The sequence below is a fragment of the Myxococcus sp. AM009 genome (assembly GCF_013372605.1).
Lineage (GTDB): Bacteria > Myxococcota > Myxococcia > Myxococcales > Myxococcaceae > Myxococcus > Myxococcus vastator.
The window spans coordinates 1-16,068 of sequence record NZ_JABXEP010000113.1 but is presented as its reverse complement, the minus strand read 5'-3'; the positions used below and the strand labels follow the sequence as shown (position 1 = coordinate 16,068).

Here is a 16,068-nt window from a genome sequence, read left to right as displayed (position 1 = left end):
GGACTACAGGTCGCCCTGGCGCTTCTTGGAGGGCACCACCTTCAGCGAGTCCGCGGCCGTCCGCCCGTGGATGCTGGCGGCGTACATGTCCTCGATGTGGGCGGGCGGCGCGGAGAAGGTGCCGGCGAACTGCGCGCGCAGCACGTAGCCCACGGTGCGCGGGCTGTCGCTCCACCACGCCGGCTCCTCGAAGAAGAACGTCGCGCGCTCCGGGTCGAGCACGCGGCGCTTGAGCGCCTCGGCCGCCAGCGGCAGCGAGTGCGGGGGCCCGCGGAAGGCCTTGTCCTCCTGGAGCGGCACGAAGCCCGCGGGCACCGCGTCCTCCACCACGTAGTACGCCGAGCGCACGCGGTTGTCGCCGCGCGCGTCCAGCGTCAGCTCCACGTAGACCTCTTCACCCTGGGACACGGTGTCGTCCGCGCCCAGCCGCACCTTCCCGCCCTCGCGCAGCACGTAGTAGGCGCGCTGGATGGACATGCCCTCCGCCTTCGGCTGCACGGCGGACAGCGGGGTGCGCGTGGTGGCGCGCAGCGTGGCCACGCCGTCGAAGCCGCCCACGTCCACGGTGCGCGTGCCCGGCGCCAGCACCGCCACCAGGCCCAGCCCGCGCGGGGTGAACTTCACCGGCGCCTTCACGCCCTTCACCTCGGGCGCCTTCATGCCCTGCATCGCCTTCGCGTCACGCTCCAGCAGCCACAGCGAGTGCAGCAGCGCGGTGCTCCGGTCGAAGGTGGACAGGTCAGGCTCGGACAGCAGCTCCAGGATGCGGCGGCGCGCGCGGGTGATGTCCAGCGTGCCGAACGAGGCCGCGTGCGCGGCGATGGCCGTCAGGCCCACGCGCCGCAGCGGGAAGCGGAAGAAGGCCTCGGACTGCTCCAGCGGCTGCCCCGGCGTGTGGGCGGCCAGCGTGGCGTAGCCCTGCGCGCTGCGCGTGACCAACGCATTGATTTGGGACTGGAGCGCGGGCTCCTTGATGACGCCGGCCTTCTCCGCGGCCAGCACCGCCAGGGCCAGCGGGTACAAGTCCCCACCCTGAGCGCCCTGCACCAGCGCCCGGACGCGCGCGGCCTGCTTGGAGCCCTCCAGCCGGGCCAGCACGTAGGCGCGCGTGGCGTCGTACTCGGGCGGCAGGCCCTCCTGCGCCTCCAGCCAGCGAGCGCTCTCCACCAGGCGCGGGTCGGCGCGGTCCACCAGCCCCGCCTCGGCCGCGTAGGCCAGCCCATCCAGCGCGATGAGCGTCAGCGGCAGGCTCGGCGTCTCATAGCCGCCGAACCAGGTGAAGCCGCCGCCCTTCACCGACAGGTCGAGGATGCGCGCGGTGCCCTGCACGGAGCGGCTGCGCGCCTCCGCCAACAGCGCCTGCGTGTCCGTGTCCAGCTTCGCCAGCGCGCCCGCCTTCTGGAGCACCTGGTACACCGCCACGTTGGGCACGGTGGTGGACACGAGCTGCTCCAGGCAGCCGTAGGGGTACGTGAGCAGCTCGCGCACGTTGGCCAGCGCCGCGTCCACGATGGACGGCTGGAGCACCAGCTCCACGCGCGCCAGCGTCGCCTCCTTGGGCGCGGGCACCTCCAGCGCGCCGCCGCCCCAGGCGCTCACCTTCACCACGTCCTCCACCGCCGCCGGCCCCACCTCGAAGCGCTTGAGGTCCATCAGCGGGTCCTTGCCGCCGGCCACGTTCACGGTGAGCTGGGCCGCGCCCGTGGACGCGGCCTTCAGCGTCAGCGGCACCACCTGCTCGCCGCCCTTGGCCAGCTCCACCTTGTGCTCGGACTGGTCCGCCTTCAGCGCGCCCAGCGACGCCAGCTTCACGTCCAGCAACTGGCTGGCTGGCGACTTCTCCCCCGCCGACAGGCGCACGGAGGCGAGCGCCTCGTCACCTTCGCGGAGGAACTGCGGCAACGCGGCGTAGAGGTTGAGGCCGCCGCGCGTGGCGAACTCGGAGGTGCCCTCGCCGAAGCGGCCGGAGGTGTCCGCCGCCACCGCCGTCACCACCCACAGCGTCTGGTTGGAGGGCAGCGTGAAGCGCACCGTGGCGCGGCCGTCCCGGTCCGTCACCACCGCCGGGTCCCAGTGCGCGGTGTCGCGCTCCAGGTCCTTCGTCTGGCGGCTGGGCGGCTTGATGGAGGCGAAGGCGTGGTCCGGCAGGCCCGCCATCTTCCGCGCCAGCGCCTCGCCGTAGCCGTAGCCCTGGAACTCCGAGGAGAAGAAGCTGGACACGTTGTTGCGCGCCGGCGGGTAGAAGAAGTCCAGCACCTTGGGCCGGAACTCGCTCTGGATGGCGTAGACGGCCTTGTCCACCACGCCCACGGAGAGCTGCGCCACCACGCCGCGGCCCTCGTGGTCCACCACGCGCACGTCGATGCGCTGCTCGGTGAGCGGCGTGGCCTCCGCGCGGCGGGGCTGCAGCTCCACCGTGAGGGTGCGCTCGCGCGGAATCACCCGGAAGGCCACCGTGCGCTCCTCCCAGCGGCCCGTGGCGGTGGGGTACGCGACGGACGCATACACCGCGCTGCCGAAGCGCTTCTCCACGTTGAAGCTGTGCACCAGCGTGCGGCCCGTCAGCTCCACCACCTGCGTGTCGTAGAGCGAGGCGCCCGACAGCGTCACCCACACCGGGCCCGCGTCACGGCCGCCCGAGCCCCAGCTGTCCGGCATCAGCGCCACCAGCTTCGCGGTGTCTCCCGGCGCCAGCGTCCCGGACAGCGAGGCCAGCGTCAGGTTGGGCACGCGCGCCACCGGCTCGTCCGCGCCGCCGATGACCAGCAGGGACTCCTCGCCCTGCCACGTCTCCCCGTTCTTGTCCTTCACCACCACGCGCGCCAGCACCGTGCCCACGTCCGAGGTGGGGACCTTCTCGCGGTGCGTGCCGTCCGCCGCCGTGGAGAAGGAGCGCTTGCCCAGGCGCTTCTCCGCGCCATCCGCCGCGCGCCGCACGAACTCCACCTCGCCCTGCGTCACGCCGTAGGGCTTGCCCGACAGCGTGGTGGCGCGAATCGCCAGCGTCGCGTCGCCGCTCTTGGCCACGACGGCGTCGGAGTAACGCGCCAGGCCCAGCACCTCCACCTTCGACAGGAAGAAGGCGGACGTGGCGTTGGCGAAGGTCTCCTGGTCGTCGCGCGCGCGAACGGTGAGCGTGTACCGGTACGGCAGCCGCTCCTCGCCAGCGGCCAGCGCCGGCACGGCGACCTCGACCTCGGCCTCGCCGTTGGCGTCGAAGCCGCTGGCGCTGGACCACGGGTCGTCATAGGCGCCGCGCGCCTCCACGGAGGAGTACAGCCGCTCCGGCACGCTCAGCTTGCCCTCCGTGCTGGAGGCGCTGCCGTACGTCACGTCGCTGCCCTGGCCGCCCTTGCCCGCGTCATCCACCCAGGCGGGCGCGTCCAGCAGGCTGCGGTAGAGGAACACCTCGTACTTCGTCGCGTCGGGCGTGCCGCCGGCATAACGGCGGGCGCGCACCTTCGCGCGCAGCGTCTGCCCGGGCACCACCGTCTCCGACGCGGGCTCCATCTCCAGGTAGAACGTGGGCTTCACATAGTCCTGCACGCGGGCCTCGCCCTGGTGCGGGTGCCCGTCCACCTCCGCCTCCACGCGCAGCACGCCCGTGCCCAAATCCTCGGGCACCTTCAGCGTGCCGTGGAAGGCGCCGAACTCATCCACCGCGGCGCGCGTGGTGAGCGCGCGGCCCTCCTGCGAGACGAGCTTCACCGCCACCTGGCGCTTCTTCGGCGTGAAGAGGCGCGCCAGGAAGGTGTCCGGCTGGCGCACCACGCCGCGGAACTTCACCTCGTGGCCCGGCTTGTAGATGGGCCGGTCGCTGTAGATGAACACGTCCGGCGCCACCGCCAGCGCGGAGTAGAAGTCCGTGTCGACGATGGCCGTGTCCCCGCCCGCCGTCGCCGTGGCGATGACGCGCGGCTCCGACACCTCCAGCGTGACCTCGCCCTTCGCGTTCGTCTTCCCCACCGGGCCCTTGCCCTTGGGCAGGTACACCCGCACCTCGGCGCCCTCGCGCGGCTGCTGGTCCCGGCCCGCAACGCGCACCAGCACCTGGCCATCCGTCTGCTTGAGCTGCACCGTCAAGTCACTGACGACCAGCACCACCTGTCCCTCCACGCGGCCCTGCACCAACTGGAGCACGTAGGTGCCCGAGGGCAGCGGCGCCAGCGTGACGCGGCGCTCCTGGAAGCCGCTGGGGCCACTGGCGTCGAAGCCGGGGACGTTGAAGTCCCGCTCGGCGCCGCCCAGGTCCAGGTTCAGCCACTGGCTGCGCGCCACCGTGAAGCCGGGCGGCACGCCCACCAGGCGCTCCGGTCCCTCGGCCACCTTGGCCAGCGGCTCGCCCGAGCCCGACGCCCGCGGCGGACGGGGCATGACGCCTCCCACCTCGTCCCGGAAGGCGGGGTTGAGCGTGTCGAGCAGGAACATGCCCGGCGTGCGCACCGCGTTGAAGCCCCGGCTGAGCGCGCGGCCCGGGTTCTTCAGCGTGGGCGGCGTCTGGTACGCGCGCCGCAAATCTCCCTGGGCGCGGATGAAGGCGTCCAGGTTCTCCGGCTTGAGGACGCGCAGCTCGACGGGGCCCTTGTCCTCGAAGGCGACGTCCACCGCCACCGGCTCCTGGGTGCCATAGGAGCGCGGGACGGTGATGTAGAGCGGCTTGGCCAGGGCCACGCCGGACAGCATGAGCGCGGACAGAGCCGCCAGTCGGATGAGGCACTTCATGACCCGAAACCTCCAGGAACCAGCGAATCGCCCTGCACGGTGCCGCGCAGGCCCAGGTACGGCAGCGACTCCAGGTCGCTCCGCGCCGCTTCGATTTCCGGGGGCGCCGCGCTCGGAATGGGAGCGTTGCGGCGGACCCGGAACTCGGACAGGTAACCATCCATGGTGAGCCCGCTGAGCAGCCGGCCCGTGTTCACCCCGAAAGCCACCGAGGTGGGCGCGCGCAGCCCCGCCACCACCGGGCCCGCCGCGTTGAGCATGTTGGGCTGCTGGCCCGCGCACGCCTTGCGCAGGCGCTCCAGCTCCGCGTCGTTCGACGCCAGCACCACGTGGTTGCAGTGGGTGCCGCGCACCAGCCGGTTGTAGCCACCGGAGAACAGCCCCTCCAGCGCGGCCGCGTCGTCGGTGCGGCCCCACAGCACGGCCAGCTCCACGGGCAGCTTCGCGTCACCGCGCGGCGTCCACACCAGCGCCACCTGGCGCGTGCGCGTGGGGCCCTTGCCGCCGCCCTCCTCCCAGTACGCCTTGAGCGTCTCGGGCTCCAGCGACTCCGGCAGCTTGAGCTGGAAGGCCAGCAGCACCGGCGTGTCCTCCGGCACCAGCTTGAGCAAATCATCGGACAGGGGCGCGGCGTCCAGGCGCGCGGGGCCGTCCAGCAGCTCGCCCGCGATGCCCCGGCCCACCAGCCGTCCCGCCTCAACGCCGAACTGGAGCCGCGTCCCCGGGGCCAACCCCACCACGCTCGACAAGAGCTGCACCTCGCGGCCGTAGGCCTCCGCGTCATAGCCCAGCTCCACGTCCACGCCGTCCTTCGCCTCCAGCTCCGGCAGCTCCGCGCACAGGCCGTGGAGCACCGCCACCGGGTGGCGCGCGAGCACCAGCCTGTCGTTGAGCCGCCCCGCCCACAGCGTCTGCTCCGCCACCAGCCAGCGCTTCATTTCGAAGGTGCCTTCCGAGCCGCCACCCGGGCAGTGCGGCGCCGTCATGCCGCCGCGGCTGGCCACGCCGTCCAGCGCCTCGTACGCGGACGTCGCGGCGCGGCCCGGCTTGGGGAGGATGAAGGCCGGCGTGCTGGCGCGCGCGTCACCGGCGAACCACGTCACGCGGAAGGGGGCGTCCAACAGCTGCCCCGCGAAGAGGTCCAGCACCGCGCCCTTGAAGCCCGCCTGGAGGTCCTCGCCGGTGGAGCCGAAGAAGGCGGCCCACGCGCCGATGAAGCCCTGGCCCAGCGGCTTCTGGAGCTGGTCGCGCAGCCACACGTTGGCCGCCAGCGCATCCCGCACCTTGCCCGGGTGGTGCACGTCCACCCAGAGGGCGGAGGGCGCGGCCGTGCCGGGCACCTCCAGCGCCGTCATCGCGGGCTCGGGCAGGCCTTCCACGCCGGCGCCCGCGCTGGGCGGGCCCTTGCGCTCACCGCCGAGCAGGTTCGTGACCGTGCCACCGCCGTCGCGGGGCTCGCCGCTGCGCCGGCCCAGGAAGAAGGCTCCAGCCACGGCGCCGCCCACGAGGACGGTAACCACGCCGATAAGCAGCGCCTTGGGCGGGCCACTCTTGGGAGACGTCATGACATCCACTCCTTGAAACGGAAGAAGCCGAGGAAGGAAGCGTTCTGCGGCACCGGGCGCCACTCCAGCGGCGCCTCGGTGGCCAGGTGGTGGAGGACGCCGGTGCGCACCGCGGCGCCCTTCTCCCCCGGGTGGTAGACGACGCGCGCGGGCGCATGGGCCCGGTCCTCCGGGCGCACCACCAACATCAGATGGAAGATGGGGCCCGCGTCCTGCTCCTGGCGGAAGGCGAGCACGTCGCCGGTGCGCAGCGACTCCCGGGTGGCGTCGTCGCGGCCCAGGAGCTGGAAGCTGTGCTGGAGCAGCACCTCCGCGTCCGCGAAGTCCGATGGGCGGCCCCGGCCGTCATGCCACAGCGGCGTGGACAGGCGGTCCGAGGCCACCTGCTTGTATGCGGAGCGGAAGGCGAAGCGGATGAGGCCCGCGCAGTCACGCTGGTCCGGATGCCACGCGGCGTCCTGCTTGCGGACCTGGGCCAGCGCCACGCGCGCCACCAGCCGGCGGAGCAGCACGTCGCGCGCCTCGGGCGTGGATGACGCCGCCGCGTCCTGGGGCTTCGCGTCCGATGCCGCGTGGGTCCGCGCACTGGCCAGGCCGGACGCGGACGGCGCGGACGCCTGAGGCCGCACGCCAGCTGTTCCGTTCGCCAGTGGCGCGGACGCATGGAGCAGCAGGAGCACGGGAAGGACGCGGCGCATGGGCGTGGAGCCTCCGGACGACGGAGGCGTCAGTACTCACCTTCGCCGTTGCCATTGGACTGGAGCGCCTTGAGGGCCTCATCCAGGTTCTTGGGCCACGCGGCGTGCTTCGGACGCGGGTCCTGCGAGGGCACATACACCTCCGCCTGCCCGGCCCCGAGCACGTTCACCCAGGCCAGCACGCGGGTGGTGCCCGGCGTGGCCAGGGGGATGCGCACCATGCGGCGAATCTCGCTCGGCGTGCCCTCGAAGAGCGACAGGTTCAGCGTGGCCACGGTGTGGGCCTTGTCACCGCTGGGCCAGTAATTGGTGGCCACCAGGTACACGCCCTTGGGCGGCGCGCGGTGGATGTAGAGGTACGGGCCATACGCGGGCTGGTCGAAGTCTCCACCCTGCGAGTTGAGGAAGAAGGTGCCCCCGGAGGGGCTCGCGGTGTCGGCCCAGTACACGTGCGCCATCTTCTGCACGTCCAGGGTGTCGCCCTCGGCGCTGGCGTCAGTGGGCTCGTACAGGTGCAGGTCGGTGTAGACGCCGTCGGTGTCGCTGGTGAGCACCACCTTGAAGGGCACCGGCGGAATCTGCGCGTAGCTGGTGGCCTGGGCGCGCGCGGTGCCGGCCTGGTTGGTGGCCATCACCGTGACGACGTTCTTCCCGCTGGCCGCGGGGAACTTGCGGCTGAAGCGCCCGCGGTACGTGCGCATCAGGTAGCGGTCGCCGTTGATGGACACCACCACCGGGTCAATGGTGGTGTCGCTGACGGTGCCCTCGATGAGCATCATCCGGTCCACCGTCCAACCGCCCGAAGGCGCGGACAGGGTGACGACAGGGAGCGTCTTGCCCTTGCCAATGGGCACGCCCTGTTGACGGGGATTGGCGGCGGGCGTCTGCGCCAGCAGCACGGCGAGGAGGACAGGCAGCATGACGCGTCCTTGATGGGAGGAGGTCCACGAGCGTTCGCGGGCGGACAGACTGCGGCAGCAGTGCCCTCCATTTCAAGTCGCCTGCCAGCCTGCTGGGCGGCGAGCCACGCCTTCCCGACCTCCGAGAGGCGCCACACGCGGTGGGAATCAAGACCCACCGCGTGCCGGCAATCCCTCAGGACGCCGTCGGGCTCTGCGCCTCGGCTGCTGCCGGCGCGGCCTGCGCTTCCTTCTTATCCTCGGCCTTTTCTTCGGCCTTCACCTCGGCCTTTTCTTCGGCCTTCACCTCGGCCTTTTCTTCGGCCTTCGCCTCGGCCTTTTCTTCGGCCTTTTCCTCAGCGCCGCCGCTGGCACCAGCCGGCTTGCCTGTGGCAGGGGCGCCCGGAGGAGCGGTCCGCTTGGCGGCGCTGGCGGCCTGACGAACCAGCTCGCGGGCCTTCTGCGCCACCTTCGGCGTGGGCGCGAGGATCATGAACATCAGACGCCCTTCCATGCGGGGCATCTGCTCCACGATGGCCACGTCCTTCAGGTCCTTGGCCACGTCGTCGAGGATGGCCGTGCCCTGCTCCTTGTGCGTGATTTCACGACCACGGAACTGGATGACGACCTTCGCCTTGTTCCCGTCCTCGATGAACCGGCGGGTATTGCGGACCTTGAACTCGTAGTCGTGCTCTTCCGTCTTCGGACGGAGCTTCACTTCCTTGAGAAGGACCGTGACCTGGGCACGCTTCGCTTCCGAGGCCTTCTTCTTCTCCTCGTACTTGAACTTGCCGTAGTCCATGATCTTGCAGACCGGAGGACTGGCCATGGGGCTGATTTCAACGAGGTCCAGCCCCTCTGTCCGGGCGCGATCCAGCGCCGCCTCGAGAGGCATGACCCCGAGCTGGCTACCGTCAGAGCCGACGACGCGGACCTCACGGGCACGGATACGGCGATTGGTTCTCTGGTCGCGGCTCCCGCCGCGGCTGCTTCTCTGTTCGCGAATGATGGTGACTCTCCTCCGAATTGGGTTTCAGGCCTGCCCACCCAAAGGTGTGGCAGGCAGGTCCACGACAACAAGGGACCGTACACACATGTGAAGCGCCCCGCCCTGCTTGGGACCCACGCCTGGCAGTGTAACCCGCGGGCGCAGGAGTACATCCCAATGCCCGCTCGCCCGGTAGGAAGGGGAGCCCTGGGTGAACTTTCCTCTTTGGGGGACGGTAACGCCAGAGATAACGCCCGAGCCGTCCACCTGCCGTGGAACCATGCCCCCAATGTACCCCCCAAGGGCCCTCTGGGGGCGCCACTCCAGCTCGACCTGGGGGGCCGGGAATTGCCGGGTGGGAAACAGACAGGCGTGGACGGAACGTTCCTTCCAGCCCGGACCCGGACCCGGAGTCACGGCAGGAGGCCCACGCCCTGCGCTGCCCACTCGCTCCCCGGGGCGGTGCGCAGGGCGTCCACGGGCGGGGGCAGCCGCTCGCAGACGGACGGGTGCTCCGGAGGCACCTGCTCCGTGCTGGCGAGGCGGGCCCGGTTGAGCTTGCCCGTCATGCGTCACCAGGCGGCCGGCGGCCTACGTCACGGCGGGCGCCCCGGGTGGCCCGGGCCGTCCACAGCTCCAGCGCGCGGGTGGGCGTCCCCGCGTCTCCGCAGCCTCCGTCCGGAATGTGTCCCGTGAGAGAGTCGGCCGTCTCCGCATTGGAGTGACACCATGAGTCCGCCCCGTCCGCCCATCTCCGCCGTGATTGCAGGGCTGCTCGAAACGCTGGCCCGGGAGGACCGCTCCGTGGCCACGCCGCCCGCGGCGCAGACTTTCGATGAGGCCGCGCGGGCGCTCTACGCCATCGCCGGGCAGACGCGGGCCGCGCACTTCTCGGTGTGGGCGGACACGCTCGAAGACGGGCAGGACGCCGCGGGCATCAGCTTCTTCTATGACGTCCCCGACACGTCGGCGCGGCCGGGGCTGCTCGGCGCGGAGAAGCGCGCGGTGCGGCATGCCCTGGACCTGTCGCTTCACGGGCCGCTCACGGAGGCCATGGCGGCGCTCGCGAAGCGCGGCGCCGATGCCCGGTGGCCCGACCGCGGCAGCGTGCCGTTCCCGTTCGAGGCCCGCGACCCCGACGTGGCGTTCCGGGTCCTCTTCCAGCCGGGCGCGCTGGGCCCGTGGGTCATCTCCGTGGCCCGGGACCGGCGGACGCGGGACGCGTTCCCCTCGTTCGCCTCGCTGCCCTTGTCCGCCGAGGAGTCCGGCTTCCTGTCGGAGCGGTTCCTCCAGCTCGACTCGCTCTTCCAGGGGCAGGGGGTGCTCTTCACCGGCGCGCGCGGCTCGGGGCGGACGACGTCGCTCCACGCGGCCATCGAGGCACTCCCGGATGGTGTGCGCGGGCTGGCCGCGATGGAGACGCCCCGCGCCACGGACCTCCGCTTCGGCATCGTCCAGCCCGGAGGTGAGGCGACGATGGCGGGCACGCTCCGCGCGTTCCTGAGACAGGACCCGGACCTGGTGTTCGCGGACGAGGTCCGCACGGACGAGGAACTGCGGATGCTCATCAACGCGTCCCTGACAGGGCACGCAACGGCGGGCGTGCTCGAGGCCCAGACGCCCGAGGCCGCGCTCCAGCGGGTGCGCGCCGCGCTCCCCGACGTTTCCGTGGCGCCGCTCCTGGTCCATCACACCGTGGACGCACCGTCCGGCGCACGCACGGTGGCGCTGTACCGCGTGGTGGCGGATGGGACGGGCCCGGGCCGCGTCGAGCGCTGGCGGCCTGACTGAACGCCGTGCGTCCGCTGGCCCACGCGGGCGGCAACCCGGCGCTCGCGCGGAACGCGGCGGATGTGCGAAACCTCAAGGGATGAAGCGTCACGCCCCGGCCACGGAACGCAATCGCGAGCCCCTGCTCGCCGTCCTCCGCGAAGTCCTCCCCGCCTCCGGCAGGGTGCTGGAGGTGGCCAGCGGCACGGGTCAACACGCGGCCTGGTTCGCCCGCGCCCTGCCCCACCTCGTCTGGCAGCCCACCGACGTGGACGCGGAGTCGCTGGAGAGCATCGAGGCGTGGCGCGCCGAGGAAGGCCCGCCCAACCTGCTGCCCCCGCGCCGGCTCGACGCGAGCGCGGAGTCCTGGCCGGAGACGGACGCGGACGTCATCCTCAACGTGAACATGATTCACATCTCCCCCTGGGCGGCCTGCCAGGGACTGATGCGGGGCGCGGGCCGGGCGCTGCCTCCCGGCGGGCTGCTCGTCCTGTACGGCCCCTACTTCGTCGAGGGCCGCGAGACGGCCCCCAGCAACCTGGAGTTCGACGCCTCCCTCCGCGCCAGGAATCCGGCGTGGGGCGTGCGGTCGCTGGAGGCCGTCACCGCCGAGGCCGCCCTGCATGGCCTGGAGCGCGAGCGCGTGGTGGACATGCCCAGCAACAACCTCACCGTGGTCTTCCGCAAACCCCGTCCCCCGGTGTCCCCGCACTGAAGGCCGCCCGACACCGCGCCGGCTGAGTGCGGACCGCCGCACACGCCCGCGGCGCAGGCCCCCTTCACGCCCGGCACGCGCGCCCCTACCCCCATCCCGTTGCGAGACGTGGGCGGGACAGGGGGCACACCATGCCGGACGCACCAGCGAGGGCCCGCGCGCCGGAGGCCGTGCTGTTCGCCTCCGCCCTCCCGGGCCACGTGACTGGGGCCCGGAGCCATCAACGCACGCTGGTGCTGGTCCTGGCCGCCGTCGGGCTGCACGTCGCGGCGCTCTTCGGCGCGGCCTCGCTCTGGCACGGCCTGCCGCGACGGCTCGAAGGCGAAACCACCCGGGGAGAGGTCCTCGTGCTCCGGCTGACCGCCATGCCGCCTTCGGCGCCCGTGGGGGATGTCACCGGGACGGCCCCCGTGGCCCCTCGCCCCCGGACCGCGCGCGGGGCTCGGCCCTTGCGCGCGCCCACGCCGCCGCGCACCGCCGCGGCACCGCGCGCCCTCGAGCCCGAAGCGCCGCTGTCCGTCGGGCGCCCCGCCGGCGTCCCAGCCCACGGCCGTGACAGCCTGGCGGGCCGCGCCGTGGCGGGCATCACCCAGCGCGCCCTGGGGCCGGGCTTCCCCGGGCTGCTCGTGGAGCCGCCGCCCGCCACGGTCCCCGACAACCGCGAGGACGCCGCCCGGCGCTCCTTCGAACAGATGTTCCGCGACCGCTTCGAGGACGTGCCCTACCCCCACGAGGCGCGGATGGCGGGCATCGAAGGGTCATTGGTGCTGCGCATCTCCGTGGGCGTGCAGGGTCAACTGGTGGCCCTGGGGGTGCTGGGCCCCTGCCCCCACCGCCTCTTGTGCGAAGCCGCGCAGGAGGCGGTGCGGCGCGCCGCGCCCTTTCCACCGCCGCCCCCGGCGCTCGGCGACCGGGTCACCGTCGAGCTGCCCTTCAACTACCACCTGCGATGAGCGCGCGTGCGAGGCCGCGCTAGCCGGCGCGCATCCATCCTTCGCGCTCCAACAGGCCGGCCACGCGGGCGGCCAGCTCGTCGCGGATGCGGTGGACCAGGACGTCCGACTTGTCCTTGGGGTCCTCCAGCGGCCAGTCCTCGCGCTGGAGCCCCGGTACCTGGGGACAAGCCTCGCCACATCCCAGGGTGATGAGCCATTGCGCGCCCTGGGCCAGGTCGTCCGTGAGCAGGCGGGGCTTCACGTCGTGCAGGTCGATGCCGATGTCCCGCATGGCCGCGAGCACTTCGGGATGCACCTTGTCGCCAGGCTGCGTCCCCGCGGAGACGGCGCGCGCCTTCTGGGGGTCTACCATGACGTTGAAGAACGCCTCCGCCATCAGCGAGCGGCCAGCGTTGTGTACACAGGCGAAGATGACCTTGTTCATCAGACGTCCGACTCCATTCCTCAAAGGTTCACGCGCCCCTCCCCCCGCGCGAAGCGACTTTCAGTGTGTTCAATCGCTTGCATATCTCACGGACGGCTGGCCGCAAAGGATGAGGCCGGGCGGACGAAAGGCCACACGCGCCTACCTTTGGCGGGCGCAATCCATTGCGCATGTGAAAAACGCCTGCAACTGCAACGTGGCGCGCAACTGGGAGGCACACACGGGGGGGCGGCGGCCCGGCCCAGCGCCCCCGTGGAACGGGAGGCCTGGGCCGGGAACGCCCATGACACGGCGGAACGGCTACTCCAGGCCCGCGGCCTGACCTTCCGCGCCGGCGCCGCCCAGCACGAAGCCGTCGAAGGCCACGTTGGCCATCAGCTCCACGCGCTCCTTGTGCTTCTTCAGCAGCGCCACGTTGGCGGCGGCCGCCTTCTTGGATTCCTCGGACAGCGGCTGCTCCTCGTTCGCGCGGGTCTCCTCAATCGAGTCCAGCGTCTCCTGGAGCTGCGCCCGGGCCTCCTCCAACTGCGCGCGCTCCGCGTCGGCGAGCGAATCGTCCGCCAGCCGCTTGTCGACCTCGGCCAGCTGCGTCGTCATCATCTTCCGGCCCTGCTCCGCCGCGGCGCCAAGCTGGTCCAGGCTGTCGGCCACCATGGAGGCATAGACGGTGGTGGTGATGCTCTGGAACTCGGCGGGCGACATCCCCTGCGCCTTGAGGCCGGCGATGTACGCCTTGCGCACGTCCGCCATCAGCCCCATGAACAGCCCCGCGGCGTCCACGGCCGCGTTGAAGCCCGGCTTCTCGTCACCGTCGCCCGCGTGCTCGGCCTCGAACTCCTTGGACTTCACCTCGAAGGCCTTGAAGGCCGGCAGCGCCGACTCACGCACCGTCAGGTAGGCCAGCAGCCGCTGCTCGTCGAGCGGCAACACCTGCCCCTCCGGAGGCGCCTTGAATGGATTGCTGGCGTTGAGCTGCGTCAGCTCCTGCTCCTGGGCCTGCATCGTCTGCACGGCTTCGAGGCTGCCGCCGAACTTGTTCTTGGCCCAGATGCCACCCGCCAGCATCAAGCCAATGCCCGCCAGGATGAAGACACCGCAGCCGATGCCCAATCCGATGAGGACCTTCTTCATGAAACCCTCCAGGGAAGACGTGTCACCACGGACCCTGTGCTAGCCGGGCCGGGCCCCCTGGAGCAAGCGTCACGGTGTCACGGAGCGTTCGACACCCGGGCGAGCGAGCTGCGTGGGCTGGCGGGGCAGGCGGGCCTGGAACGTGGTGCCCTCCTGCGCCGTGGAGTGGACGCGGACCACGCCGCCGTGGGCATCCACGATGTGCTTCACGATGAAGAGGCCCAGCCCCAGCCCTCCCCGGGCGCCCTTTCGCTCCGGGCGCTTCATCGGTTCGAACAGGCAGGTCCGAAGCTCCGGGGCAATGGGCCCGCCCGAGTTGTGGACGGTCAGCAGCACGTCGTCACGCAGCCCCTGCGTGCGGATGCGCACCGGGCAGTGCTCCGGGCTGTAGCTGAGCGCGTTGTTGACCAGGTTGGTGATGACCTGCGCCAGCCGGTCCGCGTCCCACAGCCCATGGCCGTCTCCCCGGCACTCCAGCTCCAGCCTCCGCTCCGGGCGGGCGAGCCGGACCTCCTCCACCACCTGCCGTGTCAGCTCGTGCAGGTCCAGCCACCGGGGCTCCATGGGGATGCCCCCGCCCAGCCGGGCCTGCGTGAAGTCGAGCAAGTCCCTCAGCATGCGCGTGGCGCGCTCGGCGCTGGAGAGGATGCGGCCCAGTCCCTTGCGGAGCCGCTCATCCAGGCCCTCCCGCCGCAGCATCGCGGTGGCGGACATGCTGATGGCGGAGAGGGGATTGCGCAGGTCGTGGCTGACGATGCCGATGAGGAGCTGCTCGAACTCCGCGCGCCGCTTCGCCTCCAGCTCCGTCGCCCGCCGCTCGGTGATGTCCTGCATGGCGCCCACCATGCGCGCCGCGTGGCCCTCCTCGTCGCGAATCACCTGCCCCCGGTCGGAGATGACGGCCCAGGTGCCATCCCCGCGCAGGAAGCGGTACTCGTCCGTCCAATGGCTCGCGCCCTGGTCGATGACGGTCCGCATGTCCTGGGCAATCCGCTCGCGGTCCTCCGGATGGATGTGCTCCGTCCACCATTCGATGTCCCGCCGCGGGGCGCCCGGGGGCAGCCGGAACTGGACGGCGGCCAGCTCGCTCCATTCGATGGTCCCCGCGTCCAGGTCCCATTCGTAGATGACGTCGCTGGTCGCCAGCGTGGCCAACCGGTAGCGCAGCTCCGACTGGCGCAGCACCTCCTCGGCGCGCCGCCGCTCGCTGATGTCCAGCGACACGCCCGCCACGCTCATCACGCTGCCGTCGGGCCCGATGACGGGTGAGATGCCCGTCATGAAATAGGAGCCCGCCATCTCCACCTCCAGGGTGAAGGACTGTCCCTCCTGGGCGCGCAGCGTGGCGGCCACGAGGTCCGGCCGGTCGCGGTACACGTCGAACGCGGAGCGCCCCACGTAGGCGCCTCGCTCCAGCCCCAGCGCGCTCAGCCGCTCGCCCTCGAAGAGGGTGATGATGCCCCGCGCGTCCGTGGCCCAGAGGATGACGGGCAACTGGGTGACGATGCGGCGCAGGTGCTCACGTGCCTCGTCCCGCTCGCGCTCCAGCCGCTTTGACTCGGTGAGGTCCGCGGAGAAGCCACACACGCCAATGACGCGCCCCTCCACGTCCGGCAGGGGGAACTTGAGGGTCTGGAAGACGCGCGTCCCGTCGGGGAGCGGCACGTGCTCGTCGATGGTGAGCTGATGGCCCGTGTCCAGCACCTGCCTGTCGTTGAGGGTGAGGGTGCTGGCGACCTCCGAGGAGAACAGGTCGAAGTCAGTGCGCCCCAACACATCGCGCCGGAGCCTGCCGGAGGTCTTTTCGAAGCCGTGGTTCACGTAGAGGTACCGGCCCGCCGTGTCCTTGGCGTAGATGACCGTCGGCGCGTGGTCGAGCAGCCGGTGCAGCCAGGCCCCCGTGGCGCGCGCGGTGCGCTCATCCTCCTGGGAGGACTGGCCCACCGCCTCCGCCAGCCCCGCGTCGAGCACCTGGACCAGCGCGCGCAGCCCCGCGAGCTCCGGGACCCAGCCCACGGACTCCAGGCTCTCGAGGATGGCCTCACGCAATGCGCCATACTCGAGCACCAGCGCGTTGATGCCGAAGCCCGCCAGGTAGCGCTCACGTCCATACTCACGGCCCAGGGTGCGAGCCTCCGCCAGCCGCGCCTCCAGGGAGGGGGTTCGGAGCAGCCCCCCCAGCCGCCCCACGAGTTTGTGC

Annotated in this window: 12 protein-coding genes; 3 read left to right on the top strand and 9 right to left on the bottom strand. The window is 71.8% G+C overall.

Features of this window, described 5'->3' with window-relative positions; genetic code table 11:
* Positions 1–3 precede the first annotated feature (3 nt).
* From HV824_RS24750 to HV824_RS24725, 6 genes are all read right to left on the bottom strand, one after another.
* The gene (locus HV824_RS24750) at positions 4–4,722 is read right to left on the bottom strand and encodes an MG2 domain-containing protein (RefSeq protein ID WP_176424384.1); all 4,719 of its coding nucleotides are present in this window, start codon (positions 4,720–4,722) and stop codon (positions 4–6) included.
* Positions 4,719–6,287 carry a hypothetical protein gene (locus tag HV824_RS24745; protein WP_217917698.1) on the bottom strand — a complete coding sequence of 523 codons (1,569 nt, stop codon included), beginning with the start codon at positions 6,285–6,287 and terminating at the stop codon, positions 4,719–4,721. Before HV824_RS24745 ends, HV824_RS24750 begins: the two co-directional genes overlap by 4 nt.
* Positions 6,284–6,985 carry a DUF1175 family protein gene (locus HV824_RS24740; protein ID WP_176424382.1) on the bottom strand — a complete coding sequence of 234 codons (702 nt, stop codon included), beginning with the start codon at positions 6,983–6,985 and terminating at the stop codon, positions 6,284–6,286. Before HV824_RS24740 ends, HV824_RS24745 begins: the two co-directional genes overlap by 4 nt.
* A 29-nt stretch (positions 6,986–7,014) precedes the next feature.
* Entirely contained in the window at positions 7,015–7,905 is an 891-nt protein-coding gene (locus HV824_RS24735) for a DUF2135 domain-containing protein (protein ID WP_176418012.1), read from the bottom strand.
* A gap of 175 nt (positions 7,906–8,080) precedes the next feature.
* The gene (infC, locus tag HV824_RS38265) at positions 8,081–8,890 is read right to left on the bottom strand and encodes a translation initiation factor IF-3 (protein WP_368738101.1); all 810 of its coding nucleotides are present in this window, start codon (positions 8,888–8,890) and stop codon (positions 8,081–8,083) included.
* Positions 8,891–9,285: 395 nt separating this feature from the next.
* Positions 9,286–9,441, bottom strand: coding sequence for a hypothetical protein (locus HV824_RS24725; RefSeq protein ID WP_176424381.1), 156 nt, complete (start codon positions 9,439–9,441; stop codon positions 9,286–9,288).
* 160 nt (positions 9,442–9,601) lie between these two features.
* Here HV824_RS24725 and HV824_RS24720 point away from each other — a divergent pair, with 160 nt between their 5' ends.
* The 3 genes from HV824_RS24720 (at position 9,602) to HV824_RS24710 (ending at position 12,310) form a co-directional block, all read left to right on the top strand.
* Positions 9,602–10,663, top strand: coding sequence for an ATPase, T2SS/T4P/T4SS family (locus tag HV824_RS24720; RefSeq protein ID WP_176418010.1), 1,062 nt, complete (start codon positions 9,602–9,604; stop codon positions 10,661–10,663).
* A gap of 79 nt (positions 10,664–10,742) precedes the next feature.
* On the top strand, positions 10,743–11,357 hold the full coding sequence (locus tag HV824_RS24715; protein WP_176424380.1) for a DUF938 domain-containing protein: 615 nt from the start codon (positions 10,743–10,745) through the stop codon (positions 11,355–11,357).
* Positions 11,358–11,488: 131 nt separating this feature from the next.
* Positions 11,489–12,310, top strand: coding sequence for a TonB family protein (locus tag HV824_RS24710; protein ID WP_176424379.1), 822 nt, complete (start codon positions 11,489–11,491; stop codon positions 12,308–12,310).
* A gap of 19 nt (positions 12,311–12,329) precedes the next feature.
* Here HV824_RS24710 and HV824_RS24705 read toward each other — a convergent pair whose 3' ends face one another.
* From HV824_RS24705 to HV824_RS24695, 3 genes are all read right to left on the bottom strand, one after another.
* Positions 12,330–12,737, bottom strand: a complete 408-nt coding sequence (locus HV824_RS24705) for a low molecular weight phosphatase family protein (RefSeq protein ID WP_176418007.1) — start codon at positions 12,735–12,737, stop codon at positions 12,330–12,332.
* A 300-nt stretch (positions 12,738–13,037) separates the two neighbouring features.
* Positions 13,038–13,868 (bottom strand): hypothetical protein, encoded by an 831-nt coding sequence (locus tag HV824_RS24700; RefSeq protein WP_176418006.1) that lies wholly within the window; start codon positions 13,866–13,868, stop codon positions 13,038–13,040.
* A 69-nt stretch (positions 13,869–13,937) separates the two neighbouring features.
* Positions 13,938–16,068: PAS domain-containing sensor histidine kinase (locus HV824_RS24695; RefSeq protein WP_176424378.1), on the bottom strand; the 2,131-nt coding region annotated here is incomplete at its 5' end.